General features: G+C 73.1%; 26 protein-coding genes. 15 read left to right on the plus strand and 11 right to left on the minus strand.

What is annotated here, in order from left to right:
* Positions 1-92 precede the first annotated feature (92 nt).
* Entirely contained in the window at positions 93-887 is a 795-nt protein-coding gene (locus tag ACFSHS_RS05285; RefSeq protein WP_376872702.1) for a PIG-L deacetylase family protein, read from the plus strand.
* Positions 888-900: 13 nt separating this feature from the next.
* On the opposite strand, the gene ACFSHS_RS05290 is transcribed toward ACFSHS_RS05285, so the two are convergent.
* The 6 genes from ACFSHS_RS05290 to paaA form a co-directional block, all read right to left on the minus strand.
* Positions 901-1,338 (minus strand): thioesterase family protein, encoded by a 438-nt coding sequence (locus ACFSHS_RS05290; RefSeq protein WP_376872704.1) that lies wholly within the window; start codon positions 1,336-1,338, stop codon positions 901-903.
* Between the two features lie 6 nt (positions 1,339-1,344).
* On the minus strand, positions 1,345-2,448 hold the full coding sequence (gene paaE / locus ACFSHS_RS05295) for a 1,2-phenylacetyl-CoA epoxidase subunit PaaE (RefSeq protein ID WP_376872707.1): 1,104 nt from the start codon (positions 2,446-2,448) through the stop codon (positions 1,345-1,347).
* Between the two features lie 3 nt (positions 2,449-2,451).
* The gene (gene paaD / locus ACFSHS_RS05300) at positions 2,452-2,958 is read right to left on the minus strand and encodes a 1,2-phenylacetyl-CoA epoxidase subunit PaaD (protein ID WP_376872708.1); all 507 of its coding nucleotides are present in this window, start codon (positions 2,956-2,958) and stop codon (positions 2,452-2,454) included.
* On the minus strand, positions 2,955-3,866 hold the full coding sequence (paaC, locus tag ACFSHS_RS05305) for a 1,2-phenylacetyl-CoA epoxidase subunit PaaC (RefSeq protein ID WP_376872710.1): 912 nt from the start codon (positions 3,864-3,866) through the stop codon (positions 2,955-2,957). The genes paaD and paaC overlap by 4 nt, the downstream gene beginning before the upstream one ends.
* A gap of 92 nt (positions 3,867-3,958) precedes the next feature.
* On the minus strand, positions 3,959-4,327 hold the full coding sequence (gene paaB, locus ACFSHS_RS05310; RefSeq protein ID WP_376872712.1) for a 1,2-phenylacetyl-CoA epoxidase subunit PaaB: 369 nt from the start codon (positions 4,325-4,327) through the stop codon (positions 3,959-3,961).
* Entirely contained in the window at positions 4,324-5,280 is a 957-nt protein-coding gene (paaA, locus tag ACFSHS_RS05315) for a 1,2-phenylacetyl-CoA epoxidase subunit PaaA (protein WP_376872714.1), read from the minus strand. Before paaA ends, paaB begins: the two co-directional genes overlap by 4 nt.
* A gap of 223 nt (positions 5,281-5,503) precedes the next feature.
* On the opposite strand from paaA, the gene ACFSHS_RS05320 reads away from it, so the two are divergent.
* The 4 genes from ACFSHS_RS05320 (at position 5,504) to ACFSHS_RS05335 (ending at position 9,981) form a co-directional block, all read left to right on the plus strand.
* The gene (locus tag ACFSHS_RS05320; RefSeq protein ID WP_376872717.1) at positions 5,504-6,115 is read left to right on the plus strand and encodes a TetR/AcrR family transcriptional regulator; all 612 of its coding nucleotides are present in this window, start codon (positions 5,504-5,506) and stop codon (positions 6,113-6,115) included.
* A gap of 222 nt (positions 6,116-6,337) precedes the next feature.
* Positions 6,338-7,699 carry an ammonium transporter gene (locus ACFSHS_RS05325; protein ID WP_376872719.1) on the plus strand — a complete coding sequence of 454 codons (1,362 nt, stop codon included), beginning with the start codon at positions 6,338-6,340 and terminating at the stop codon, positions 7,697-7,699.
* Between the two features lie 195 nt (positions 7,700-7,894).
* Positions 7,895-9,454 (plus strand): HD domain-containing phosphohydrolase, encoded by a 1,560-nt coding sequence (locus tag ACFSHS_RS05330; protein ID WP_376872722.1) that lies wholly within the window; start codon positions 7,895-7,897, stop codon positions 9,452-9,454.
* A gap of 92 nt (positions 9,455-9,546) precedes the next feature.
* On the plus strand, positions 9,547-9,981 hold the full coding sequence (locus tag ACFSHS_RS05335; protein WP_376872724.1) for an ester cyclase: 435 nt from the start codon (positions 9,547-9,549) through the stop codon (positions 9,979-9,981).
* Between the two features lie 90 nt (positions 9,982-10,071).
* Here ACFSHS_RS05335 and ACFSHS_RS05340 read toward each other — a convergent pair whose 3' ends face one another.
* Positions 10,072-10,698, minus strand: a complete 627-nt coding sequence (locus ACFSHS_RS05340; RefSeq protein ID WP_376872727.1) for a helix-turn-helix domain-containing protein — start codon at positions 10,696-10,698, stop codon at positions 10,072-10,074.
* 140 nt (positions 10,699-10,838) lie between these two features.
* Here ACFSHS_RS05340 and ACFSHS_RS05345 point away from each other — a divergent pair, with 140 nt between their 5' ends.
* From ACFSHS_RS05345 to ACFSHS_RS05390, 10 genes are all read left to right on the plus strand, one after another.
* A complete protein-coding gene (locus tag ACFSHS_RS05345) occupies positions 10,839-11,198 on the plus strand; it encodes a cupin domain-containing protein (protein ID WP_376872729.1) in 360 nt (119 codons plus the stop codon).
* Positions 11,199-11,202: 4 nt separating this feature from the next.
* Entirely contained in the window at positions 11,203-11,715 is a 513-nt protein-coding gene (locus ACFSHS_RS05350) for a dimethylamine monooxygenase subunit DmmA family protein (RefSeq protein ID WP_376872731.1), read from the plus strand.
* Complete coding sequence (locus ACFSHS_RS05355; protein ID WP_376872733.1) at positions 11,712-12,692, plus strand: PDR/VanB family oxidoreductase; 981 nt, start codon at positions 11,712-11,714, stop codon at positions 12,690-12,692. The genes ACFSHS_RS05350 and ACFSHS_RS05355 overlap by 4 nt, the downstream gene beginning before the upstream one ends.
* On the plus strand, positions 12,689-13,663 hold the full coding sequence (locus ACFSHS_RS05360) for a heme-dependent oxidative N-demethylase family protein (protein WP_376872735.1): 975 nt from the start codon (positions 12,689-12,691) through the stop codon (positions 13,661-13,663). The genes ACFSHS_RS05355 and ACFSHS_RS05360 overlap by 4 nt, the downstream gene beginning before the upstream one ends.
* A 736-nt stretch (positions 13,664-14,399) precedes the next feature.
* Positions 14,400-15,146 (plus strand): DUF4386 domain-containing protein, encoded by a 747-nt coding sequence (locus tag ACFSHS_RS05365; protein WP_376872737.1) that lies wholly within the window; start codon positions 14,400-14,402, stop codon positions 15,144-15,146.
* Between the two features lie 356 nt (positions 15,147-15,502).
* The gene (gene glnT / locus ACFSHS_RS05370; protein ID WP_376872740.1) at positions 15,503-16,894 is read left to right on the plus strand and encodes a type III glutamate--ammonia ligase; all 1,392 of its coding nucleotides are present in this window, start codon (positions 15,503-15,505) and stop codon (positions 16,892-16,894) included.
* Between the two features lie 31 nt (positions 16,895-16,925).
* Entirely contained in the window at positions 16,926-17,819 is an 894-nt protein-coding gene (locus ACFSHS_RS05375) for a hypothetical protein (protein WP_376872743.1), read from the plus strand.
* Positions 17,807-18,550, plus strand: coding sequence for a GltB/FmdC/FwdC-like GXGXG domain-containing protein (locus ACFSHS_RS05380; protein WP_376872746.1), 744 nt, complete (start codon positions 17,807-17,809; stop codon positions 18,548-18,550). Before ACFSHS_RS05375 ends, ACFSHS_RS05380 begins: the two co-directional genes overlap by 13 nt.
* Positions 18,551-18,561: 11 nt before the next feature.
* Positions 18,562-19,896 carry an FMN-binding glutamate synthase family protein gene (locus ACFSHS_RS05385; RefSeq protein WP_376872748.1) on the plus strand — a complete coding sequence of 445 codons (1,335 nt, stop codon included), beginning with the start codon at positions 18,562-18,564 and terminating at the stop codon, positions 19,894-19,896.
* The gene (locus ACFSHS_RS05390) at positions 19,893-21,080 is read left to right on the plus strand and encodes an NAD(P)/FAD-dependent oxidoreductase (RefSeq protein WP_376872750.1); all 1,188 of its coding nucleotides are present in this window, start codon (positions 19,893-19,895) and stop codon (positions 21,078-21,080) included. Before ACFSHS_RS05385 ends, ACFSHS_RS05390 begins: the two co-directional genes overlap by 4 nt.
* Positions 21,081-21,084: 4 nt before the next feature.
* Here the strand turns inward: ACFSHS_RS05390 and ACFSHS_RS05395 are convergent, their stop codons facing one another.
* The 4 genes from ACFSHS_RS05395 to ACFSHS_RS05410 form a co-directional block, all read right to left on the minus strand.
* Positions 21,085-21,468, minus strand: coding sequence for a nuclear transport factor 2 family protein (locus ACFSHS_RS05395; protein WP_376872752.1), 384 nt, complete (start codon positions 21,466-21,468; stop codon positions 21,085-21,087).
* A complete protein-coding gene (locus tag ACFSHS_RS05400; protein ID WP_376872754.1) occupies positions 21,465-21,854 on the minus strand; it encodes a universal stress protein in 390 nt (129 codons plus the stop codon). The genes ACFSHS_RS05395 and ACFSHS_RS05400 overlap by 4 nt, the downstream gene beginning before the upstream one ends.
* Positions 21,851-23,371 carry a tripartite tricarboxylate transporter permease gene (locus ACFSHS_RS05405; protein WP_376872756.1) on the minus strand — a complete coding sequence of 507 codons (1,521 nt, stop codon included), beginning with the start codon at positions 23,369-23,371 and terminating at the stop codon, positions 21,851-21,853. The genes ACFSHS_RS05400 and ACFSHS_RS05405 overlap by 4 nt, the downstream gene beginning before the upstream one ends.
* A gap of 10 nt (positions 23,372-23,381) precedes the next feature.
* On the minus strand, positions 23,382-23,989 hold a 608-nt coding region (locus tag ACFSHS_RS05410), incomplete at its 5' end, for a tripartite tricarboxylate transporter TctB family protein (protein ID WP_376872758.1).

Raw genomic sequence — 23,989 nt, forward strand, 5'->3', positions numbered from 1 at the left:
CCGCGCGGCCGCGGACGATCCGCGCCGACTCCGGGTGAATCCCGCTCGTCGCACCGGCCCTCTTCCCTGCGAGCTCTGCGAAGGAGGACCGCATGCCCACCGCGACCGCCCTGCTCCCGAGCCCGGCCGGCAGGTCCAGCGGGGCCGTTCCGACCCTGCTCGGGGTGTGGGCGCACCCCGACGACGAGGCCTACCTCTCCGCGGGCCTGCTGGCGACCGCCGTGGACGCGGGCTGGCGGGTGGTGATCGCGACGGCGACCCGCGGCGAGATCGGCACGGACGACCCCGACGGCTGTCCCCCGGAGGTCCTGTCCCGGGCGCGGACCCGCGAGCTGGTCGACAGCCTCGCCGTTCTCGGCGTGCAGGAGCACCGGTGGCTCCGGGCGTCGCGACCCCTCGTGGACGGTCGGCTGGCCGACGTCCCGGAGGAGGCGGGGATCCGCGCGGTCGCGGACGTGCTGACCGACGTCGGACCCGACCTCGTGGTCACCTTCGGGCCGGACGGCCTGACCGGGCACTCCGACCACCGGACCGTGTCGCGGTGGGTGACCCGGGCGCGGAACCGGGTCGGCAACCGGGCGGCCCTCTGGTACGCAGCCCTCACTCCCGAGTTCCTCCACCGCTGGGGCGACGTCTGCACCGAGCAGGAGGTCTGGATGGACGGCGGCCCGCCCGAGCCGGTCGACCCGGCCGACCTCGTGCACGTGCAGACCTGCTCGGGGCCGCTGCTCGACCGCAAGTACGCCTCGCTGCGGGCCCACACGTCGCAGACCGCCGGGCTGATCGCGCGGGTGGGGGAGCAGCGGTACCGGCAGTGGTGGAGCACGGAGGCGTTCGTGGCAGCACCGCCACCGGACGACGCCGTCGCGGCAGCGGCGGCCGCCTGACCCGGTCACCCGGTCAGGGCGGGCCGGATGCCGGCGCGGCGCCGCCCCGGCTGCGCCGCGCGTCCTCCCCGACGCGCGCCTCGACCACCGCCGCCGGGAGCACGGCCTGCACCGTGGTGCCCCGGCCGAGATCGCGGCCGTAGGAGTCGGTGGCACGGCACTCGCAGGTGAGCCGGCCGTCGCGCACCTCGACGCAGCGGGCGACGATCCGGAGCGCGTCGCCCACCCAGCTGGGCGCCAGGTGCTCGACCGACACCGCGGTGCCGATGCCGGCCTCGCCGGGCTCCAGGTGCGGCACCAGGAGCTTGCGGCCGGCCTCCTCGAAGTGCTTGGCCATCGCGTAGGTCGCGTAGACCGGGTGCACCTGGCCCATCTCGTCGAAGTCGACCGTGTGCTCGGGGCGCACGACGACGTCGAGGACCGCGGTCTTCCCGACGGGGAGGGGGAGCACGGCCGGTCAGGCGTCGAAGTCGACGGTGAGGGCGTCGGTGACCGGCAGCGCCTGGCAGGTGAGCACGTAGCCGGCGTCGACCTCCGCGGTCTCGAGGGCGTAGTTGCGCCGCATGTGGACCTCGCCGGAGGTCACCCGTGCCCGGCAGGTCCCGCACACGCCGCCCTTGCAGGCGAAGGGGAGGTCCGCGCGCACCCGCTGCGCCGCGTCGAGGAGGGGTTCGTCGCGGGGCAGGGCCATGGTGGTGATCCGGCCGTCGAGGACGACGGTCACCTGGCTGCTCGGTCCCGTCACCGCTGCCTCGTCGCCGCGCACCGGCTGGGGCGGGACGTCGTCGACGTAGAAGAGCTCCTGGTGCACCTTCTCGTCCGGGACGCCGAGCTCGGCGAGCAGGGCGCGGGCGTCGGTGACCATCCCGTGCGGTCCGCACAGCCACCAGTGGTCCACGGCCGGGACGTCGACCAGACGGCCGACCAGCGTGCGCAGGCGGGCCCCGTCGAGGCGGCCGCTGGTGATCTCCGCGTCGCGCGGTTCCCGGGAGAGCACGTGCACCAGCTGCAGCCGGGGCCCGTAGCGGTCCTTCAGGTCGGCCAGCTCGTCGGCGAACATCACCGTGTCGGTGCGCCGGTTGCCGTAGAACACCGTGACGGTCGAGCGCCCGTCCCGCAGGGCGGTGCCGGCCAGGGACAGCGCCGGGGTGATGCCCGAACCCGCGACGACGAAGACGTGGTCTGCCGGGGTGTCCAGGTCGGCGGTGAACGTGCCCGACGGCGGCAGCACGTCGATCGCGTCGCCGGGCCGCACCTCGTGCACCAGGTAGGAGGAGAAGAAGCCACCCGGCACCTCGCGCACACCCACCCGCGGGGGCGCCCCCACCGGGGCGCAGATCGAGTAGGACCGCCGCTCGTCCCGCCCGCCGTCGACCCGGCGGAGCGTGAGGGCCTGCCCCGGCCGGAAGCGGTACTCCTCGGCCAGCTCCGGCGGGACGTCGAAGGTGACCGCCACCGCGTCGTCGGTCAGCCGCTCGACCCGCGCCACCGTCAGCGGGTGGAACCGGGGACGGCGGCGCCGGGTCGCCACCCGCTCCGGCGGTGCCTCTGTCGTCGTCACGCCTCAGATCTCCTTCACGTGCTCGAACGGCTCGCGGCACGCACGGCAGCGGCGGAGGGCCTTGCAGGCCGTGGCGCCGAACTCGCTCAGCTCCTCGGTGTCGCGGGAGCCGCACAGCGGGCAGGCCGCCGTCCGGGGCGTCGGGTCGAGCCGGAGGGGCACGGGTCCGGGGGAGCGCACCGGGGCGGGCCCGGGCGGCGCGATGCCGGCCGCGGCGAGCTTGCGGCGCCCGGTGTCGGTGATCCAGTCGGTGCTCCAGGCGGGGGCGAGCACCGTGCGGACGTCGACGTCCTCGAACCCGGCCCGGCGCAGGGCGTGCACGAGGTCCGCGCGCATCGCCCCCATCGCGGGGCAGCCGGTGTAGGTCGGCGTGATCTCCACGACCACGGTTCCGTCACCCTCCGTCCGCACGTCGCGCAGGACGCCGAGGTCGGCCAGCGTCAGGGTCGGCAGCTCCGGGTCGGTCACGGTCTCGGCGACCGTGCGGGGATCGGTGCGCACGTCGCTCACCAGGTCGCCTCCGGGTGTGCGCGGGCCAGCCCCTGCAGCCCGATGAGCAGCTCGGCCAGGTCGGGCCCGTGCCGGCCGGAGCGTCCGCGCGGCGGTTCGTCGGCCGGCCACGGCGGAACCCGCAGCGTGGCGCGCTCCAGGACCGTGGTGAGGACCCCGGTCACCTCGTCACGGGTGACCGCCGGGTCGACCGCGACGCCGGCCGCGGTGAGCCGCGTCTCGACGTCGGTCGGCGTGAACAGCTCGCCCAGCAGCGGCCACACCACGTCGACCCCGTCCTGGGCCCGGCGGTGCGACTCCTCGGTGCCGTCGCCCAGCCGTCGCACCCAGCGTGCCGCGTGGTCGCGGTGGTAGGTCAGCTCGTGCACGCCCTTGGCCGCGATCGCCGCCAGGACCTGGTCGCGGGACGCCCGGAGGCGCACGAACACCGCGAGGCGGACGGTGGCGGCGGCGAGCAACCGCACCGTCGTCCGTGCGAAGTCGCCGTTGGGGGCGGCCACCAGGGCGGTGCTGCGGAACTCGTCGGCGTCCCGGAAGTAGGCGAGGGCGTCCTCGTCGGGGATGGAGGCCGTCGCCTTCTCGCGGGACCGGCCGAGGACGCCGACCGAGCCGGCGCGGGCCAGCAGCAGGCGGGCCTGGCCGAGCAGGTCGAGGGCGATGTTGGCGAGCGCGACCTCCTCCTCCAGCTCGGGTGCGGCGGTGATCCACTGGGTCAGCCGCTGCGCGAGCACCAGCGCGTCGTCGCCGAGCATGAGGCAGTACTGGCCGAGGTCGGACGGGTCGATGCCGTCGGGGACGGTGGTGTCGACGCCGGCCAGCGGGTCGTGGAACCCGGTGCCGAAGGCCCAGTGGCGCTCGTCGCCGGGAGCGAGGCCGAGCGCCTCGTACACGGTCTCCTCGTGCCCCATGCCAGGGCTCCTCTCGATCGCTGGGTCACCAGCTGCCGGCCCGCCTCCAGGGCCCCCACGGGGAACGACTGGTCGGGAGGGAGGCGGGTCCTTCACATGTGGGGGACGTTCTCGGGGATCTCGTAGAACGTCGGGTGGCGGTAGACCTTGTCGCCGCTCGGGGCGAACATCGGGTCCTTCTCGTCGGGGCTGGAGGCGGTGATGTCGGCGGCCCTGACCACCCAGATGCTCACGCCCTCGTTGCGCCGGGTGTAGAGGTCGCGGGCGGCGTGCACCGCCATCTCGGCGTCGGGGGCGTGCAGTGACCCGACGTGCACGTGGTTGAGGCCGCGCTTGCCGCGCACGAACACCTCGTAGAGCGGCCAGTCGCGCCGGCTGACGGCGGGCTCCGGCTCGACGGGGATCCCGGCGCCGGTGGGGACCGCGCCGTGCCCTCTCTCGGAGGTGAGGTCGCTGGTCATGCGTGCTTCTCCGCGTAGGCCGTGGCCGCCTCGACCACCCAGGCGTTGTCGTCGCGGGCGGCGCGCCGGCGGGCGATCCGCTCGGCGTTGCACGGACCGTGCCCGCTGATGACCCGTTTCAGCTCGTCCCAGTCGATCGGGCCGAAGCGGTAGTGGCCGGTCTCCGGATCCAGGGTGAGGTCGGGGTCGGGCAGGGTGACGCCGAGTACCTCGGCCTGCGGGACGGTCATGTCGACGAAGCGCTGGCGGAGCTCGTCGTTGGTGTGCCGCTTGATGCCCCAGGCCATCGACTGCGCGGTGTTCGGGCTGTCGTGGTCCGGCGGGCCGAACATCATCAGCGACGGCCACCACCACCGGTCGACGGCGTCCTGCACCATCGCCCGCTGCTGGTCGGTGCCGCGCATCATGGTCAGCAGCAGCTCGTAGCCCTGCCGCTGGTGGAACGACTCCTCCTTGCAGATGCGGATCATCGCCCGGGCGTAGGGCCCGTACGACGAGCGGCACAGGGGCACCTGGTTGCAGATCGCCGCGCCGTCGACCAGCCAGCCGATGACCCCGACGTCGGCGTAGGTGAGCGTCGGGTAGTTGAAGATCGAGCTGTACTTCTGCCGGCCCTCGATCAGCTTGTCGGTGAGGTCGGCGCGGTCGGCGCCGAGCGTCTCGGCCGCCGAGTAGAGGTACATGCCGTGGCCGGCCTCGTCCTGCACCTTGGCCAGCAGGATCGCCTTGCGCCGGAGGCTCGGGGCGGCGAGCAGCCAGTCGCCCTCGGGCTGCATGCCGATGATCTCGGAGTGCGCGTGCTGCGCGATCTGCCGGACCAGCGTCTTCCGGTAGCCCTCGGGCATCCAGTCCCGCGGCTCGATGCGGTGGCCCGCGGCGATCGTGGCGTCGAAGAGGGCCTGCAGCGTCTCCTCGTCCGGCGCGGCCGGACGGTCGAGCGGCGGCGCGGACATGGGCCCTCCCGAGCTATTTACTGACCGACCGGTCAGGAATAGTGTGACCCACGCCACGCCGGCACACAAGCACCGGGGGACGACGCGATGACGGCGACCGACCAGCCGGCCGTACGGGTGGAGGTGCGGGGCTCGAGACGCGAGCTCCGGCGACCCGCCGGCCGGGAGCACCGCGCATGACGATGGCGCTGATGGCCACCGCGGCCGCGACACCGGAGCCGGCATGACCGTCACCGGGCCGCGGCGGGGCCGGCCGGGCCACAATCTCGACTCCCTGCTCGACGTCGCGGTCGCGGCGTTCAACGAGCGGGGCTACGAGGCGACCAGCATGGAGGAGCTCGCCGCCCGCCTCGGGGTCACCAAGTCGGCGATCTACCACCACGTGCCCAGCAAGGTCGAGCTGCTGCGGCTGGCCGTCGACCGGGCCCTGGACGCGCTCTTCGCCGTCACCCGGGAGCCCGGCGCGACGACCGGACCGGCGATCGACCGCCTGGAGCACGTCGTCCGGGGCTCGGTGCGGGTGCTCGCCGCCGAGCTGCCGTTCGTGACCCTGCTGCTGCGGCTGCGGGGCAACTCGGCGGTGGAGGACACCGCGCTGCAGCGGCGCCGGGAGTTCGACCGGATCGTCACCGACCTGGTGCGCGCAGCCGAGGCCGAGGGTGATGTCCGGCCCGACGTCGATCCCGCTGTCACGAGCCGGCTGCTGTTCGGTGCGGTCAACTCCCTGACCGAGTGGTACCGGCCCGGCGGCGGGCTGACCCCCGACGACCTCGCCGACGCCCTCGTCGCGACCACGTTCACCGGGCTGCGCGCCCGGCCGGGAGCCGGCCGGTAACCCGGCAGTCCGCGGCGCTCCCGTCGTCCCCCGGCGGGCACCCGGCCGCGGGGGATCCGCCCGAGGGGCGCCGTGCCCGGCCGATCCCGTCCGACCGTCGGCAACCCTCGCCGCCGAGGCGCCATGTCATGCAAACGTCACGCGACTGAGACCCGTGCGGCAACACGACGCCCGTCTACTCGCACGCGACAGGAACCACCCTCAGTAGACGAAGGGCGTGCCGTGGACGTCGGCAGCACTGCATTCATCCTCGCGGCCACGATGGCGGTCGCGCTCATGGTCCCCGGCCTCGCGCTGTTCTACGGGGGCATGGTCGGGTCCCGCTCCATCCTGAACATGATCATGATGGTCTTCGGGGCCGTCGCCGTCGTCGGTGTCCTCTGGACCCTCTTCGGGTTCTCCGCCGTGTTCGGGAATTCCTACGGCGGCGTCGGGCTGCTCGGCGACGTGACCGAGTACCTCGGCCTCGGGTCGGTCGTGGCCGGCGACGAGGAGACCGCGCTGCCGCCGGCGCTGGTCGCGGTGTTCCAGGCGCTGTTCGCCGTCATCACCACCGCGCTCATCGCCGGGGCGGTGGCCGACCGGGTGCGCTTCGGGCCGTGGCTGCTCTTCACCGGCCTGTGGGCGGCGCTGGTCTACTTCCCGGTCGCCCACTGGGTGTTCGCCTTCGACTCGGCCGACGGCAGCGTGATGGGCGGCTGGATCGCGAACGACCTGGGCGCGGTGGACTTCGCCGGCGGCACGGCCGTGCACATCAACGCGGGTGTCGCAGCCCTGGCCCTCGTGCTGGTCGTCGGCAAGCGCACCGGCTGGCCGCGCCAGGCCCGTCCCAACAACCTGCCGTTCGTCGCGCTCGGCGCCGGCATCCTGTGGTTCGGCTGGTTCGGCTTCAACGGCGGGTCGGCTCTGGCTGCGGGCAACAGCGCATCGGTCGTCATGCTCAACACCTTCAACGCCACGTGCGCGGCGATCCTCGCCTGGCTGATGGTGGAGAAGCTGCGGGACGGACGCGCTACGACGCTCGGCGGCATGTCCGGGGCGATCGCCGGTCTGGTGGCGATCACGCCGGCCTGCGGTGCCGTCACGCCCATGGGTGCGCTGGCCGTGGGTGCCATCGCCGGGGCGATCTGTCCCCTGGCGATCGCGCTGAAGTACCGGTTCCGCTACGACGACGCGCTCGACGTCGTCGGCGTCCACCTCGTGGGCGGCGTCGTCGGCACCCTGCTGGTCGGCCTGTTCGGCTCGGCCGAGGCCCCCAGCGGGAAGGCCGGCCTCTTCTACGGCGGGGGTTTCGGTCTCCTCGGCACGCAGGCGGTCGCGGTGATCGCGGTGGTCGGCTACACGTTCGTCGTCACCCTGCTGATCGCGCTGGCGCTCAAGGGCACCATCGGCCTGCGGGCTTCGAGGAAGGCGGAGGCCGACGGGCTCGACCTCGCCGAGCACGCGGAGGTCGCCTACGACCTCGAGGGCGGGCCGATCACCCCGGGGACCACGCCGACGCCGGATGCGGTCATCGCCTCGGCCGAGCGCCTGGTCGCCGGCTCCGCCCCGGCGGCGGCGAAGGAGTCCGGTCCCACGACCTGACCACCCGGGACGGCGGGGACCGGTCCCGCTCCCGCAGGGCCGGCCTGCGCCATCCACATCCCGCCGACCGACCGCTCATGATCACCACGGGTCGAGCGCTGCCTCCGGCGTTCGGAGGCAGCGCTCGATCCGTCCTGATCATGACTCCGAGGTGGAGACGGCCCGCCGGCCCGGGACGAGTGGGATAGTCCCGGCATGCCGGAGCCGGCAGCCGATGGCGTGCGGCGCGTGGAGATCGTCGGCGCACTGTCGCTCGCCGCCGACCTGGGCATGGGGCAGCCGCTCGAGCAGGGGCTGCGCGGCTGCCTGGTGGCGCAGCGGCTCGCCCGGGTCGTCGGCCTCGACGCGGCCGGCGCGGCGGCGACCGCCGCGCTGGCACTGCTGCGGTTCATCGGCTGCACCGCCGACTCGCACACCGGGGCGGTCTTCTTCGACGACGAGATCGAGGCCAGAACGGTCACCACGCCGCTGATCTACGCGCGCCCGAGGGAGGCGATGGGCGCCATGGTCGGCATCATCCGCGGCGACTCCGTCCTCCGGCGCACCGCCACGTCGCTGGCACTGGCGGCCACCGGCGTGCAGCGCTTCCGCGCCGGTGCGCGGGCGCACTGCGAGGTGGCGGAGCTCCTGGCCGGCCGTCTCGGGTTCGAGGACGACGCGCGACGCGGCCTCGACCACGTCTTCGAGCGCTGGGACGGCCAGGGCTTCCCGCACCGGGCCCGTGGTGAGGAGATCGAGCTGACCGCACGGATCGTGCACGTGGCCTACGACGCCGCCGCCGAGCACCGGGCCACCGGCCGGGCGGGGGTCATCGCCATGGCCCGGGAGCGCTCGGGGCGCGGCTATGACCCCCGCCTCGTCGACGCCCTGTGCGCGGACCTGGAGACCTGTCTCGGTGATCTGGACGTTCCCAGCGTCTGGGAGGCCGTGCTGGCCTCAGCGGGGGACTGGAACTGGGACGGAGACCTGTGCGGGCACGCCCTGGACGACGCGCTCGAGGTCATGGCGGACTTCGCCGACCTGAAGTCCTCGTACACGCCGGGTCACTCCCGCGCCGTCGCCCGCCGCGCCGGCCGGGCCGCGGCCGGTCTGGGGCTGCCCGCGGAGGACGTGGTGACGGCGCAGCGGGCCGGGCTCGTGCACGACCTCGGCCGGGCCGGGGTCTCGGTGCACGTCTGGGACAAGCCGGGGCCGCTGACCCTGGACGAACAGGAGCGGGCACGCCTGCACGCCTACTACACCGAGCGCGTGCTGGCCCCGGTGAAGAGCCTGACGGCGGTCGCCCGGATCGCGTCCCTGCACCACGAGCGGCTGGACGGCTCCGGCTACCACCGGGGGACGACGTCGGCCGGCCTGCCCAGCGGTGCACGGGTCCTCGCGGCCGCCGACGCCTACCAGGCGATGACCGAGGCCAGGGCGCACCGCCCGGCGCTGCCGGCGGTCGGGGCGCGGGCGGCACTCCGGGCGGAAGCCCGGGCCGGCCGGCTGGACGCCGACGCCGTCTCCGCCGTCCTGGAGGAACGGGGGTCCGGGCGCCGGGATCCCGACCGGTCGCCCGGACTCTCCGCTCGCGAGGTGGAGGTCCTCCGGCTGCTGGCCCGGGGCTGCACCACCCGCCAGATCGCCCGGGCCCTCGGCATCACGGTCAAGACGGCCGACAGCCACGTCCAGCACATCTACACGAAGGCGGGGGTCTCCACCCGGGCCGCCGCGACGCTGTACGCGATCCAGCGTGGCCTGCTCCCCGCCCTCTGAGCGTCCGCCCATCGGGAGAAGTCCCGATGTGGTGCCGGGGGGCGCTGGCGCACCGTCGTCTCGTCCCTGACCCGAGGAACGAGGAGGCCGCCATGTCGGTCCAGGAGAACAAGGCTCTGTACCGGCGCTGGTTCGAGGACGTGGTCAGCCGCCGCGACGCGGCGCTGGCCGGCCAGCTGCTGGGCCCGGAGTACCGGCTGCACTTCCCTGGCATGCCGGGACCGGTCGACCGGGACGGTCACATGGAACTGCTGCACGCCTTCTGGACGGCGTTCCCCGACTGGCAGGAGACGGTCGACGACGTCGTCGCCGAGGGCGACCGCGTGGTGATCCGGGTGACCGGGAGGGGCACGCACGAGGGGCCGTTCCAGGGGCTGCCGCCGACCGGCCGCCACGTGACGGCGACCGGGGTGGGGATCGCACGCATGGAAGGTGGTCGGATCGCGGAGACCTGGGCGGAGTACGACGCGCTGGGTCTGCTGCAGCAGCTGGGCGCCTTCCCGATGCCGGAGCCGGCGACGGCCTGAGCGTCCGGGACGCCGCCAGGATGTCCCTCGCGGGGCTCATCCGCCGCGGGACGACCTCCCGTGCATCACGGCGGTGTCGTGCCCTGCGCGTCAGACGACGTGGCCGTAGCCGGTCACGGTGAGGAAGCGGATGGGCAGCTCGACCAGCTCGGCCGGCCCGTGGGGACCCTCGCCGTCGAAGACCAGCGAGTCGCCGGCGTGCATCTCGTACCGGGCGTCCCCGTGCCCGTACACCATGACGCCGTCGAGCATGTACAGGAACTCGGTGCCCGGGTGCTGGAACAGCGGGAACACCTCGCTGGCCTCGGTGAGGGTGACGAGGAGGGGCTCCAGCCGCTTGTGCTCACCCCGCAGGGAGCCGAGCAGCTGGTAGAGGTGGCCGACGTTGCTGCCGCGCCGCACGATCCGAGCGCCGTGCCCGGCCGGCGTGAAGACCGCCTCCCGCTCGGCGTCCAGGCCGCGGAAGAGCGCGGTGACGGGCACTGCGAGCGCGTCGGCCAGCCGGGCCAGGCTCGACAGGCTGCACGAGGTCTGGGCGTTCTCGATCTTCGACAGCATCGCCTTGCTCATGCCGGTCAGCCGGGCCAGCTCCGCGAGCGAGATGCCCTTCGCCAGCCGCAGCTCGCGCACCCGGAGGGCGATGACGTCCTCGAGGTGGCCGCTGGGTGTCTCGTCCGGCGGGCTGCCGTCGTGCGCCGGTCCCGGGGTGGCCTCCACGCGTCGAGCCTAGGCGCGGTGAGCCCCTTCCAACCCCCCGTCGACCAGAACGTAACTCGGCGGTAACCCCTTCGGGGTCCACCGTGCATAGCCTCGGTCCACTCCCAGTGAACACGCCATGAACCCCGCCAGGAGGCGACATGACCACGAGTGCGACACGCATCGGCCACAGCACCGGAGGGTTCCGGGACCTGCCGAGCATGGAGGTGCCAGGGGTCCGTGCCTTCATCGGCGACGTGTTCGCCAACCCGGGCGGCGCGGAGCTCTGCGGCGGATTCTTCGAGCTGCTCGCCGGTGAGCCGCTCGACTACGAGTACACCTACGACGAGATGAAGGTCGTCGTCGAGGGCGAGTTCCTGCTGACCGATCTCGACTCCGGGCAGCAGGTGATCGCCCGGCCGAAGGACGTGCTGTTCTTCCCCAAGGGCTCCCGGATCCGCTTCGAGACCCCCGAGCGCGGGCTGGGCTTCTACACCGGCCACCGCTCCTTCGCCCCCTGACGGCATGGGCGCACAGCACGCCAGCGTGCCGCGGTGGACCGACGAGCGGCCGCACATCGACCCCTCGGCCCGCGCGGTGGCCCTCGTCGAGTTCGGGCCCTCCGGAGCGGCGGCCGTCCGGGGCTGGGCTGCCGTGGTCCCCGACGGCGTCCCGGCCCGGACACACCTCGCTCCCGCGGCCGACGAGGACACGCGCGCCCTCCTGGCCGAGCAGATCGCCGCCGCCCGCGTCGGCTGGCGGCTCGTGCTGGCCGGTCCGGAGATCGAAGTCCTCGCCGCCCGGGCGCTCGCGACCGGCCTGGGCGTCCTCGACGCGGAGATCTCGGTCGCGGTCACCGACGCGCAGCGCAAGCGGGTGTTCTGCCCGCACTGCCGGACGACGACCACGACCGAGGAACCGGTCGGCGGCTCCGTGCCCTGCGACGGGTGCGGACGGCGGCTGTTCGTCTACGCGCACGTGTCGCGCCGGGCCGGCGCCTACCTCGGGTTCATGGCGGACGCGGAGGAGGCGGCGTGACCGCGACCCTCGCCCCAGCCCCGGCGACCGGCCGGGAGGACGCCGGAGGCCTGCTGCTGGAGGTGGCGGAGATCCACGACGTGGCGCCGGGCATCCGCGGTCTCGTGCTGCGGCGTCCGGACGGCGGGCTGCTCCCGGCCCACCCGCCCGGCAGCCACGTCGTGCTGGACTGCGGCGGCCGGCGCAACGCGTACTCGCTCACCGGCGATGGCTCGCCGTCCGAGACCTATCGCGTCTCGGTCCTGCTGTGTCCGGACGGGGACGGCGGGTCGGCGTTCGTGCACGCGCTGCGGCCCGGAGACCCGGTCACGGCGACCGGGCCCCGGAGTGCCTTCGCACCGGTGTCGACCGCCCGGCACCACGTCCTGGTCGCCGGGGGCATCGGCATCACGCCGATGCTGTCGCACGCCCGGGCAGCGGTCCGCTGGGGACGCTCGTTCGAGCTGCTGTACGGCCACCGGCCCGGCGCCGGGGCGCACCTGCCCGAGCTGCGGGACCTCTGCGGTGCGCGGTTGTCGGCGTACGAGTCGACATCGGAGATGCTCGACCGGGTTCGCGCGGTGCTGACCGACTCGCCGATCGGAACCCACGTCTACGTCTGCGGCCCGGCTCCGCTCATCGCCTTCGTCGAGGAGACGGCCGCCGCGCTCGGCTGGCCCGACGCGCGCGTGCACGCAGAGCGGTTCTCCGCCGCCGATCTCGACCCGGGACTCCCGTTCACCGCGCGACTGACCCGGTCCGGCACGCGGATCGCGGTCCCGGCGGGGACGAGCCTGCTCGCGGCGCTGGCGGAAGCCGGGATCGCCGTCCCGAGCACGTGCCGCCAGGGCGTGTGCGGCGAGTGCCGGGTGCCCGTGACGGCCGGCCGGCCGCTGCACCGGGATCTCTACCTGTCCGAGTCCGAGCGCGCGGCGGAGGACGCGGTCATGTGCTGCGTCTCCCGGAGCCTCGACGACGAACTGGAGCTCGACCTGTGACCCTCGCCCCGCTGACCGGCCGCGTGGCCGGCTTTCCCTTCCCCTTCTCCTCCGACAGCTACCGGTACGCGACCAACGTCGAGTCCGCTCGGCGCGCGGTGGTCACCGCAGCCGGAGCCTGGGGAGCGCAGCTGCTCGACGTCGACGACGACTACGCGTCCGAGCTGGCGCTCCGCGAGGAGGTCCTGGCCGCCGACCCCAGCCGCTGCCAGCAGCTGCCGCACATGCGCGTGGCCGCCTGGGACGCGGTCACGACGCTCCTGCCCGAGCTCGTGGCCGCCCGTCCCGACGCCATGTCCCTGCGGCGCGAGGGGGACCGGTGGGAATGGCGCAACGGCCTGACCGGCACGTCGGCGTCCTTCGTGATCGGGGACGACGACTCCCTGCCGGGCGGGCCCCTGCGTTTCCTCGGCAGCCAGATCCAGGACGACGTCGTCCTGCTCGACCAGCGGGAGGGATCGCTGTGGGCGGACGCGGGGCTGGTGACCTTCGCCGCCGACTGGTCGATGGGCTTCGACGTCGGCATGCGGTTCCTCGAGGTGCACGGCCCGGTGCCCCGGGTCCACGAGGCCGGGGTGGTGCAGCGGGCCGAGCAGTTCCTGATGCGGCTGCAGCCGGGTGATGAGTACCGGCGGACCAACTGGACGATGACGGTCGACCGCCGGCTGGACACCTCCACGGAGACCTATCCGGAGTGGGGGAGGGACCGGCGGCTCGTGGTGGAGGACCCGGCGCTGCCCGACCGGCTGCACCTGCGGGTGGAGGTGCAGCACCTGGTGCGGCTCGGCGTCTCCGGCGCCGTGTGCTTCCTGATCCGCACGTACCTCCTCTCGCTGCGGGATCTGGCGACCGTCCCCGACTGGCGGCGCCGGTTCGGCGCGGTGCTCGCCGAGCTCCCCGACGACATGGCCGAGTACAAGGGCATCAGCCGCTTCCGCTTCGCCGCCTCGGACTGGCTCGCCGCCGGCTGACCCCGGACCGGCGGCGGGGCAGTTCCGGAGGCAGCCGGCCAGTCGCGAGTCGCCAGCCTGGGGCGGGTGCACGGCCGGACCGGATTCGGTCGGGCTGGTCTCCGCGTCTTCGTGAGCGGCTCGTATTGGTCAGCCGGCCACGAGGCGTCGCCGCGGGAACGGGGTCGGGACTGTCGACTTGACGACGTTCCCGCGGAAACGTCGACAGATGAGAGGCTCCGTCGCTCAGCGACGCGAAGGCGCGGTCCCTCCGTCGATGTCGATGACGAGGCGACGAGACCCCCGCACCGTCGAGGGCGCGTCCCATGCGCAAGACGCTCACGCGAGGACCATGTTCGATCAGGTGACCGAGTGCTGGCTTGACGATGAAGCCTCCCTTAGCGGCGCCTTGCTCACGGGCGGCCCCAGGACCCAGCGGCCCACGCGGGGACTTCGGCAGGCCGGCTCCTGACGAGTCTCGTCCGCCACGATGCCCCGCGACCTCCTGGACCGGCTCCCTGAGGAGCAACCACCGGGCGAAGGCTCCGTTGTCGAACCCTGTGCGCCGGCGGACCTGTCCACGGATCGGTTCGCCGACGGAGGAGTTCTGTAGGCGGAGACGGCGAAAGCGTCACCGTCGGACCGTCGGGGCGAGCGAGCAGGGCCGTCGCTGGCCGTACCTCGAGATTGCGTTTCAGATCGCCAGGGAATTCAACCTTCCGCGTGACGAAGTCACCCGGTATTCGGAGGCGCAGCAGTGAGTCACGCTCCGCTGTCCCCTGAGGGCGTCGTGCTCCGTCGGGCGGCCCTGATCGCCGCCTTCAGCATGTTGCTCGGTCTCGGTGTCCCGGTTGCCGAGTTCGTCCTTCGACCGATGCTCATCATCCCGGCGAACATCGAGCAGACCATCCGGAACATCGGCGCCGATCCCGGGCTCTTCGCGGCCCTGATCTTCGCCTACTTCATCGCTTTCGTCGCCGATGTCGTCGTCGCCTGGGCGCTCTACTTTCTGCTCGCCCCGGTCAACCCGGCATTGTCGATGCTCACCAGCTTGTTCCGGCTCGTCTACGCGGTCCTCGCGCTGGGAGCGCTCCTGAATCTCGCGACCGTGTTCCGTGCTCTCCGCAGCCCGGAATCACTGGCGAACCTCGGTTCCGAGCAACTGAACGCGCAGGTCGTCATCCTCCTCAACTCGTTCTCGTGGCAATGGGGCCTTGGTCTGACGCTCTTCGGCGTCCACCTCGTAATGCTCGGACACCTGGTCTACCGGTCCGGCTACATACCCCGGCCGGTGGGCCTGGCATTGGTCCTGGCCGGACTCGGCTATCTCGTCTACTACGTGCAGCCGTACCTCTACCCAGACGGACGCCTTCCTTTCTTCGTCTTGACCATCACCGGCTTGGGGGAACTGGTCTTCCTCCTCTGGCTCCTCCTCAGGGGCTGGAAGATTCCGGAACCGACCCGCTCCCGGGAAACGATCCAGCACCCGACCCAGGAGCGGTGACGAAGACATGGCTGCCGGCGTCCAGCGCCACCGCAGCCCCCTCGAGTGGGAAAGCCCTTTCGCGGGCCGACGAGCATTGCATTGTCAGGTCCACCCAGCCCGGGCGGGTCCAGGGTCGGCCAGGGGCGCGCGTCCCCGAAGCCCCTTCAGGACGACGCTCATGGGGCGGACGGCGGTTGTCGTGCTCGGGTGTCGTCGACGTCGGCCCACAGGTCCACCGCCTGGTCATCGATCCGCTTGCAGGCAGCGGCAACAGGAACTCCGCGCACCGGTAACGCCACCGAAACCACAGCCCCGTCTACTGGCATGCGACAGAGGTTCACAGCAGTGAACACACCGTCCGCCCGGAGGCTCCCGTGTCGCTCACCGCCGCCCGCCCTGACGCACCACCGATCCCCGAGGTGCCCGAGGTGCCCGGCCCGCGTCCGGCCGCGGCCGCCACCGCCGCGCCCGACCTCGCCACCCGCGCCCGTGCCGACGGCATCGAGTTCGTCATGGCGCTGTTCGTCGACCTGACCGGCAAGCCGTGCGCGAAGCTCGTGCCGATCGAGGCGGTCGAGGAGCTGCAGAGCGACGGCGTCGGCTTCGCCGGTTACGCGGTCGGCGCGATGGGCCAGCAGCCCAGGGACCCCGACCTGATGGCCATCCCGGACCCGTCCTCGTACATGCCGGTGCCGTTCATCCGGCCGGGCCTGGCGATCGTGCACTGCGACCCGCACGTCGAGGGCGAGCCCTGGCCCTACGCGCCCCGGGTCATCCTCAAGCAGCAGCTGGCCCGCGCCGCGGAGCTCGGCCTCGAGCTCAAGGTCGGCGCGGAGGTCGAGTACTTCCTCGTCGAGCGCGGCCCCGACGGCGCGCTCCGCCCGGCCGATCCCAAGGACACCGCGGCGCGACCCTGCTACGACGCCCGCGGCCTGACCCGGATGTACGACCACCTCACCGAGGTGTCGAAGGCCATCAACGGCCTGGGCTGGGGCAACTACGCCAACGACCACGAGGACGGCAACGGCCAGTTCGAGCAGAACTTCGCCTACGCCGACGCGCTGACCACCGCCGACCGGGTGGTCACCCTGCGGTACCTGCTGTCGGTCATCGCCGAGCAGCGGGGCATGACGGCGACCTTCATGGGCAAGCCGTTCACCGACCGCACCGGCAGCGGGCTGCACATGCACCTGTCGCTGTGGCGCGACGGCGAGCCGGTCTTCCCCGACGCCGCCGACGCCCGCGGCCTCGGGCTCTCGCCGCTGGCCTACTCGTTTGTGGCCGGGCTGATCGAGCACGCCTGCGGCTTGCAGGCGGTGCTCGCCCCGACGGTCAACGCCTACAAGCGCACCGGCGCCAGCTCCACCCGGTCCGGCGCCACCTGGTCACCGCGGACCGCCTCCTACGGCGGCAACGACCGCACCCACCTCCTGCGCGTCCCCGACGGCAACCGGGTGGAGCTGCGCGGCGGGGACGGCTCGGCCAACCCCTACCTCGCCGCCGCGGTGGCCCTTGCCGCAGGGCTGGACGGCGTCCGGCGCGGGCTCGACCCCGGCGACCCCGGCGCCACCACCAGCAGCCCGCTGCCGCCGACCCTCCTGCACGCCGTCGAGGCCCTGGAGGCCGACCCGGTCGTCTCCGGCGCCCTCGACGCCGCGGGGCCGGGCGTGGCCGGCTACTTCGCCGCACTCAAGCGGGACGAGTTCTTCGAGTGGCACGGGCAGGTGACCTCCTGGGAGGTCGACCGCTACGTGACCGCCTTCTGACCTGCCGTTCCGACGAGAGGAAGCGCCCCACATGTGCGGGATCGCCGGGCTCCACCTACGGGAGCCCTCCCTGTACCCCCGGCTCGGCGAGCTGCTGACCGGCATGCTCTGCCAGGTCACCGAGCGCGGCCCCGACTCCGCCGGCGTCGCCGTCTACGGCGACCCGCGGTGGTCGCCGCCGGGGGAGTCGACCGTGTCGCTCCTCCCCGGCGGAGTTCCCGCGGACGACGTCGCGACGGCCCTCCGCGCCACGCTGCCGGAAGCCGTGGTCGTCGGCGCCGGCCAGACGCTGGTCGTGCACGCCGCGACCGACGCCGAGACCCTCACCGACGCCGTCCGGACCGTCGTGCCGGGTGCCCTCGTCATCGGTGCCGGCGAGGACGTCGCCGTCCTCAAGGGCGTCGGCCACCCGCAGGCGCTGGCCGCGGAGTTCGGGCTGCCCGCCGCGCAGGGCTGGCAGGGGGTCGCGCACACCCGGATGGCCACCGAGTCGGCGGTCACCCCGGCGCACTGCCACCCGTTCTCCGTCGGCACCGACCAGTGCCTGGTGCACAACGGCTCGTTCGCCAACCACGCGACGATCCGCCGCGAGCTGACGGCGGCCGGGATCGCCTTCGACAGCGACAACGACTCCGAGGTCGGCGCCCGCTTCGTCGCTGCTCAGCTGGCCGCCGGCTACGACCTGGAGAAGTCGTTGAAGCTCCTGTGCGAGCGGTTCGACGGCTTCTACACGCTCCTCGTCTCCACCCGGGACAGCTTCGCCGTCGTCCGCGACGCCATCGCCTGCAAGCCCGCGGTGATCGCCGAGACCCCGCAGTGGGTCGCGATGGCCTCGGAGTACCGCGCCCTGGCCGGCCTGCCCGGCGTCGAGTCCGCCCGCATCTTCGAGCCCGAGCCGGAAGAGGTCTACGCATGGCAGCGCTGAGCACCGTCGACAGCACCGTCGACAGCACCGTGGACCCAGCGGTGGAACCCGCCCTCGTCGACCTGTCCCTCACCACCGTGCGGGAGCTGAACACGGCCCTGCACGCACCGGACGTCGCCGACAAGGCCGCGCGGTGGCGGGTGACCTCCCCCGGGGGGAAGCACAGCATCGCCGTCGGCCTCGACGCCGACATCGACGTCGTGATCGAGGGGCACGTCGGCTACTACTGCGCCGGCATGAACAAGACCGCGACGGTGACCGTCGAGGGCAACGCCGGCGTCGGGGTCGCCGAGAACATGATGTCCGGGACCGTCCGCGTCCGGGGCAACGCCTCCCAGTCGGCCGGGGCCACCGCCCACGGCGGCCTGCTGGTGATCGAGGGCTCGGCCGCGGCCCGCTGCGGCATCTCGATGAAGGGCGTGGACATCGTCGTCGGCGGCGACGTCGGCCACATGAGCGCCTTCATGGGTCAGGCCGGCCGGCTCGTCGTCTGCGGCGACACCGGCGACGCCCTGGGCGACTCGCTCTACGAGGCCCGCATCTACGTGGCCGGCACGGTCAAGAGCCTCGGCGCCGACTGCGTCGAGAAGGAGATGCGCCCCGAGCACCTCGCCGAACTGGCCGGCCTCCTCGCCGCCGCCGGGATGGACGCCGACGTGGTCTCCTTCCGGCGGTTCGGCTCCGCCCGCCGTCTCTACAACTTCCACGTCGACAACGCCTCGGCGTACTGAGAGGGAGCACAGTGCTGAGCCAGCCCCCCCTGTCCCCGGACCCCACCCTGCGCGAATCGGCCACCTACGACCGCGCCACCATCGCCGAGATCCAGCGCGCCGCCGAGACCGGCATCTACGACATCCGCGGCGGCGGCGCCAAGCGCCGCGTCCCGCACTTCGACGACCTGCTCTTCCTCGGCGCGAGCATGTCCCGCTACCCGCTCGAGGGATACCGGGAGCGTTGCGACACCGACGTCGTCCTCGGCGACCGCAACGCGACCTTCCCGCTGCACCTGTCCACCCCGGTCACCATCGCCGGGATGAGCTTCGGAGCGCTCTCCGGCCGGGCGAAGGAGGCGCTGGGCCGCGGCGCGAGCGAGGTCGGCACGTCCACCACGACCGGCGACGGCGGCATGACGCCCGAGGAGCGCGGTCAGTCCAAGCACCTCGTCTACCAGTACCTCCCGTCGCGCTACGGGATGAACCCCGACGACCTGCGGCAGGCCGACGCGATCGAGGTCGTCCTCGGCCAGGGCGCCAAGCCGGGCGGCGGCGGCATGCTGCTCGGCCAGAAGATCACCGAGCGGGTCGCGGGCATGCGGACCCTGCCCATGGGCGTCGACCAGCGCAGCGCCTGCCGGCACCCCGACTGGACCGGCCCCGACGACCTCGAGATCAAGATCCGGGAGCTGCGCGAGATCACGGACTGGGAGAAGCCGATCTACGTCAAGATCGGCGCCACCCGCACGTACTACGACGTCAAGCTGGCGGCCAAGGCCGGCGCCGACGTCATCGTGCTCGACGGCATGCAGGGCGGCACCGCCGCGACCCAGGACGTGTTCATCGAGCACGTCGGCATCCCGACGCTCGCCGCGCTGCCGCAGGCGGTGCAGGCGCTGCAGGAGGAGGGCCTGCACCGGCAGGTGCAGCTGATCGTCTCGGGCGGCATCCGCAACGGCGCCGACCTGGCCAAGTGCATGGCGCTCGGCGCCGACGCGGTCGCGATCGGCACCGCGGCCCTCATCGCCCTCGGCGACAACGCCCCGCACCTGGACGACGAGTACCGCAAGCTCGGCTCGGCGGCCGGCTTCTACGACGACTGGCAGGCCGGCCGCGACCCGGCCGGGATCACCACCCAGGACGACGAGCTCGCCCGGCGCCTCGACCCCGTGCAGGGCGGACGGCGGCTGGCCAACTTCATCCGGGTGATGACCATGGAGGCGCAGATCATCGCCCGCGCCTGCGGCAAGGCCCACCTGCACTCCCTGGAACCCGAGGACCTCGTCGCGCTGACCATCGAGGCGGCCGCCATGGCGCGCGTGCCGCTGGCCGGCACCAGCTGGATCCCGGGACAGGGGCTGTGACCGGCACGGCCGACGTCGTCGTCGTCGGCGGGGGACTGGAGGGCACCGCCATCGCCTGGTCGCTGGGCCGGCGCGGCGTCACCGACGTCGTGGTCTGCGAGCGCGACACCGTCGGCTCCGGCGGCACGGGCAAGTCCAGTGGCATCGTCCGTTGCCACTACGGGGTCTCGTCCCTGGCGGCCATGGCCACCCGGAGCCTCGAGCTCTTCGAGAACGCCGAGGAGCTCCTCGGGGAGGACGTCGGCTTCCACGCCACCGGCTACGTCGTGGGAGTGGGGGAGCAGAACGTCGACGCGCTCCGGGCCTCGCTGGCCAACCAGCGCGCGGTCGGCGTGCAGACGGAGGAGATCGACCGCGACGAGGTCGCACGGCTGTGGCCGGCGGCCGACCTGACCGACTTCGCCGCCTTCGCCTGGGAGGCCCGCGGCGGGTACGGCGACGCCTACCAGACGGCGCAGGCGTTCGCGGCGGCCGCGCGGCGCCTCGGCGTCCGCATCCGGCAGGGGACCCCGGTCGCCGAGGTGCTGACCGACGGCGAGCGGGCGACGGGTGTGCGCCTGGCCGACGGGTCGACCATCGCCGCCGGAACGGTCGTCGTCGCGGCCGGTCCGTGGTCGGTACCGCTGCTGGCCGCGCACGGCATCGAGCTGCCGATCCGGGTGCACCGCGAGCCCATCGTGCTGCTCGAACCGGGCATCGACCTGGGGCCGGTGCCGGTCTTCTCCGATCTCGTGTCGCTGCAGTACATCCGGCCGGAGGGCGGCGGCCAGCTGCTGTTCGGCAACAGCGACCTCTCGACGCCGGAGCCGGCCGATCCCGACGACTACCTGAACCGGGCCACGGACGACTTCCTCGAGATGGCGGTGGAGAAGATCTCCCACCGCTTCCCGGCCCTGGGGGACGCCTCGGTCGCCAGCACCTACGCCGGCTGCTACGACGTGACCCCCGACTTCAACCCGGTCATCTCCGAGACGCCGGTGGAGTCGCTGATCGCGGCGGCGGGCTTCAGCGGGCACGGGTTCAAGATCTCACCGGCCGTGGGGCGGCTCGTGGCCGACCTCGTCGTCGACGGCAAGAGCTCCGACGCCGACATCCCGGAGATCGACTTCCGGCTCTCCCGGTTCGCCGAGGGGGCTCTGCTCACCAGCCCCTTCCCGTACGTGGGGGCGGGGGAGATGCGCTGACCGGTCAGGCCCGCGGCAGGGGGGTGGAGGCGTAGGCGAGCAGTTGCCACCGGCCGGTGTCCCTGGTCCACACGGCGAGGGCGAGGTTGTCGATGGTCTTGGGCGTGCCCTCGACCGTCAGGTCGGCGGTCATCCGGCCGATGACGACGACGGTGCCACCGGCGGTCTCCACCCGCTCCGTCGAGTGCTCGACGCGCTGGTAGACGTAGTACCCCGAGCGGATCTTGCCCAGGTACTCGGCCTTGGTGTCGCGGACCCCGCTGGAGTGCGCGTAGCTCAGCCGCTCGTCGTACAGCCGGTCCAGCGTGTCCAGGTCCGGGCCGAGCAGCGCCGCGTACCGCTCGTCCTCGGCCGCGAGGACGGCGCGGACGTCGTCCTCGCGGCTCACGGCTTGACCGCCAGCACCGGACGGTCGGCGTCCAGCAGGATCCGCTGGGCGCTGCTGCCCATCAGCAGCTTGCCGACGGGCGAGCGGCGGCGCAGACCGATGACGATCACGGAGGCGTCGATCGCCCGGGCCACCCGCAGCACCTCGTCCGAGACCTCGCCGTCGTGCGGCTCCTGCCGGACCTGCAGGTCGACCCCGGCCGCCCGCGCCCGCGCGGTGAGGTCCTGGACGACCGGCTCGGCGGCGACGTCCGCACTGACCGGCGCTCCGCTCCTGGGGGAGTTGAGCAGCAGCAGCGGCTCGCCGCGGCGACCCGCCTCGTCGAGGGCGGCGGCGAAGGCGGCCTCGCCCTCGGGGGTGGGCACGTATCCGACGAGGACGGTCACACGAGCTCCTTGGTGCGGGTGTCGGCGGCGGCGGCGGTGCGGCGCCGCGTGACGGCGGCACGGATGGGCGGCAGGAAGGCGACGAGCAGGAAGACCACCAGCAGGGTGCCCGAGATGGGGCGGGTGAAGAACTCCCACGGCTGGCCGTCGAAGATCAGCAGCGACCGGCGGAGCGAGTCCTCGAGCAGGCTGCCCAGCACGAAGGCCAGCACGAGCGGACCGGGATCGAAGCCGAGCTTCTTCATCAGGTAGCCGATTGCGCCGAAGACCACGACGAGGACGATGTCGAACACGTCGTTGTTGACCGTGTAGACGCCGATCAGCGTGATCAGCACGGTGATCGGGGCCAGGATGGCCGGCCGGACCCGCAGGATCTTCACGAACAGCCCGACCAGCGGGATGCTCATGATCAGCAGCAGGATGTTGCCGATGTACATGGAGTTGACGACACCCCAGAAGAGCTCCGGCTCCTGGGTCACCAGCGTGGGCCCCACAGCCACGCCCTGGATCAGCAGCGCCCCGTAGATCACCGCCATGGTGGCGTTCGCCGGGATGCCGAGGGTCAGCAGCGGGATGAACGACGACGTCGCCGCCGCGTTGTTCGCCGTCTCCGGGCCGGCAACGCCCTCGACGGCGCCGTTGCCGAAGCGCTCGGGCGTCTTCGACCGCTTCTTCTCCATCGCGTAGGCGGCCAGCGAGGAGAGGGTCGCGCCGCCGCCGGGCAGGATGCCGAGGAGGAAGCCGAGGACCGAGCCGCGGCCGATGGCGCCGGAGGACTGGCGCAGGTCCTTGCGGGAGGGCCACACGTTGGCGACCGTCGCCGGCGCGTGGACGGCGGTGTGCCGCTCCTCGAGGTTGTAGAGGATCTCGCCGAGCCCGAACAGGCCCATGGCGATGGGCACGAAGTCCAGTCCGTCGGCCAGCGACAGGTTGCCGAAGGTGAACCGCTCGCCGCCGGTGAACATGTCGCGGCCCACGGTGGCCAGCAGCAGGCCGATGCCGGCCGCGACCAGGGCCTTGAGCCGGCTGCCGCTGCTCACGGTGGCCACCAGCAGGATGCCGAGGAGCGCGAGCGCCGTGTACTCCGGCGGTCCGAAGTCCAGCGCGAAGCCCGCCACCAGCGGCGCGAGGAAGGACAGGGCGACGATCGAGACGGTGCCGCCGATGAACGAGCCGATCGCGGCGATCCCGAGCGCGGTCCCGGCCTTCCCCTGCCGGGCGAGGGCGTGGCCGTCGAAGACGGTGACCACCGAGGACGCCTCACCCGGGAGCCGGAGGAGGACCGAGGTGATCGTGCCGCCGTACTGCGCGCCGTAGAAGATGCCGGCGAGCATGATCACCGCGGTCACCGGCTCGATGCCGATGGTGACCGGCAGCAGGATGGCGATGGTGGCCGCGGGGCCGAGGCCCGGCAGCACCCCGACCAGCATGCCGACGACGACGCCGATCAGGCAGTAGAGCAGGTTGGTCGGTTCCAGGACGACGGTGAAGCCGTCGAGCACCGGGGCGAGCTCCACGGGAGGCTCCTCAGAACAGGTGCGGGATGGGGACCGAGAGGGCCGCCACGAAGATCAGGTAGAAGGCGACGACCGCCCCGATGCTCGTGAGGATCGAGGAGCGCCAGCTCTCCCGACCCAGGAACCGGAGCCAGACGAAGCAGAGCAGTGCCGCCGGGATCTCGAAACCGATGACCCCGATGACCGCGACGAAGACGACCATGGTGGCCAGGCCGGCGAGCACCAGCCAGCTGGAGCGCGAGAAGCGCTCGGCGTCGGAGGTGTGCCGGGCCGTGGCGACCAGGCCGAGACCCAGGGCGACCAGGACGACGCCGATGAGCAGCGGCCACGTGCCGGAGGCCGGCTGTGCGGCGGTACCGGCTCCGAGGGACAGCGAGCCCAGGAGGGTGGCGACGCCGAGCGCGATGACCGCGGCGGCGACGACCAGGTTGGTGACCGGGCCCGCCGGCGGCGGGCGGTGCTCGGCCTCGACCTCGAGCTGGTGGACCGCTTCCTCGAGGTCGTGCAGCGTCGCGGGGACGGGGGTCGCGGGAGGGGAGTCCCCCGGGGTGGCGGGGGCGACGCTCCCCTGGGGGGTGGCCCCGGCGGCCGTCCGGCCGCCGGGGCTCCCCCGGGTGT

Origin of the sequence: Blastococcus deserti (assembly GCF_042682525.1) — a bacterium.
In the GTDB taxonomy this organism is placed as follows: Bacteria; Actinomycetota; Actinomycetes; order Mycobacteriales; family Geodermatophilaceae; genus Blastococcus_B; species Blastococcus_B deserti.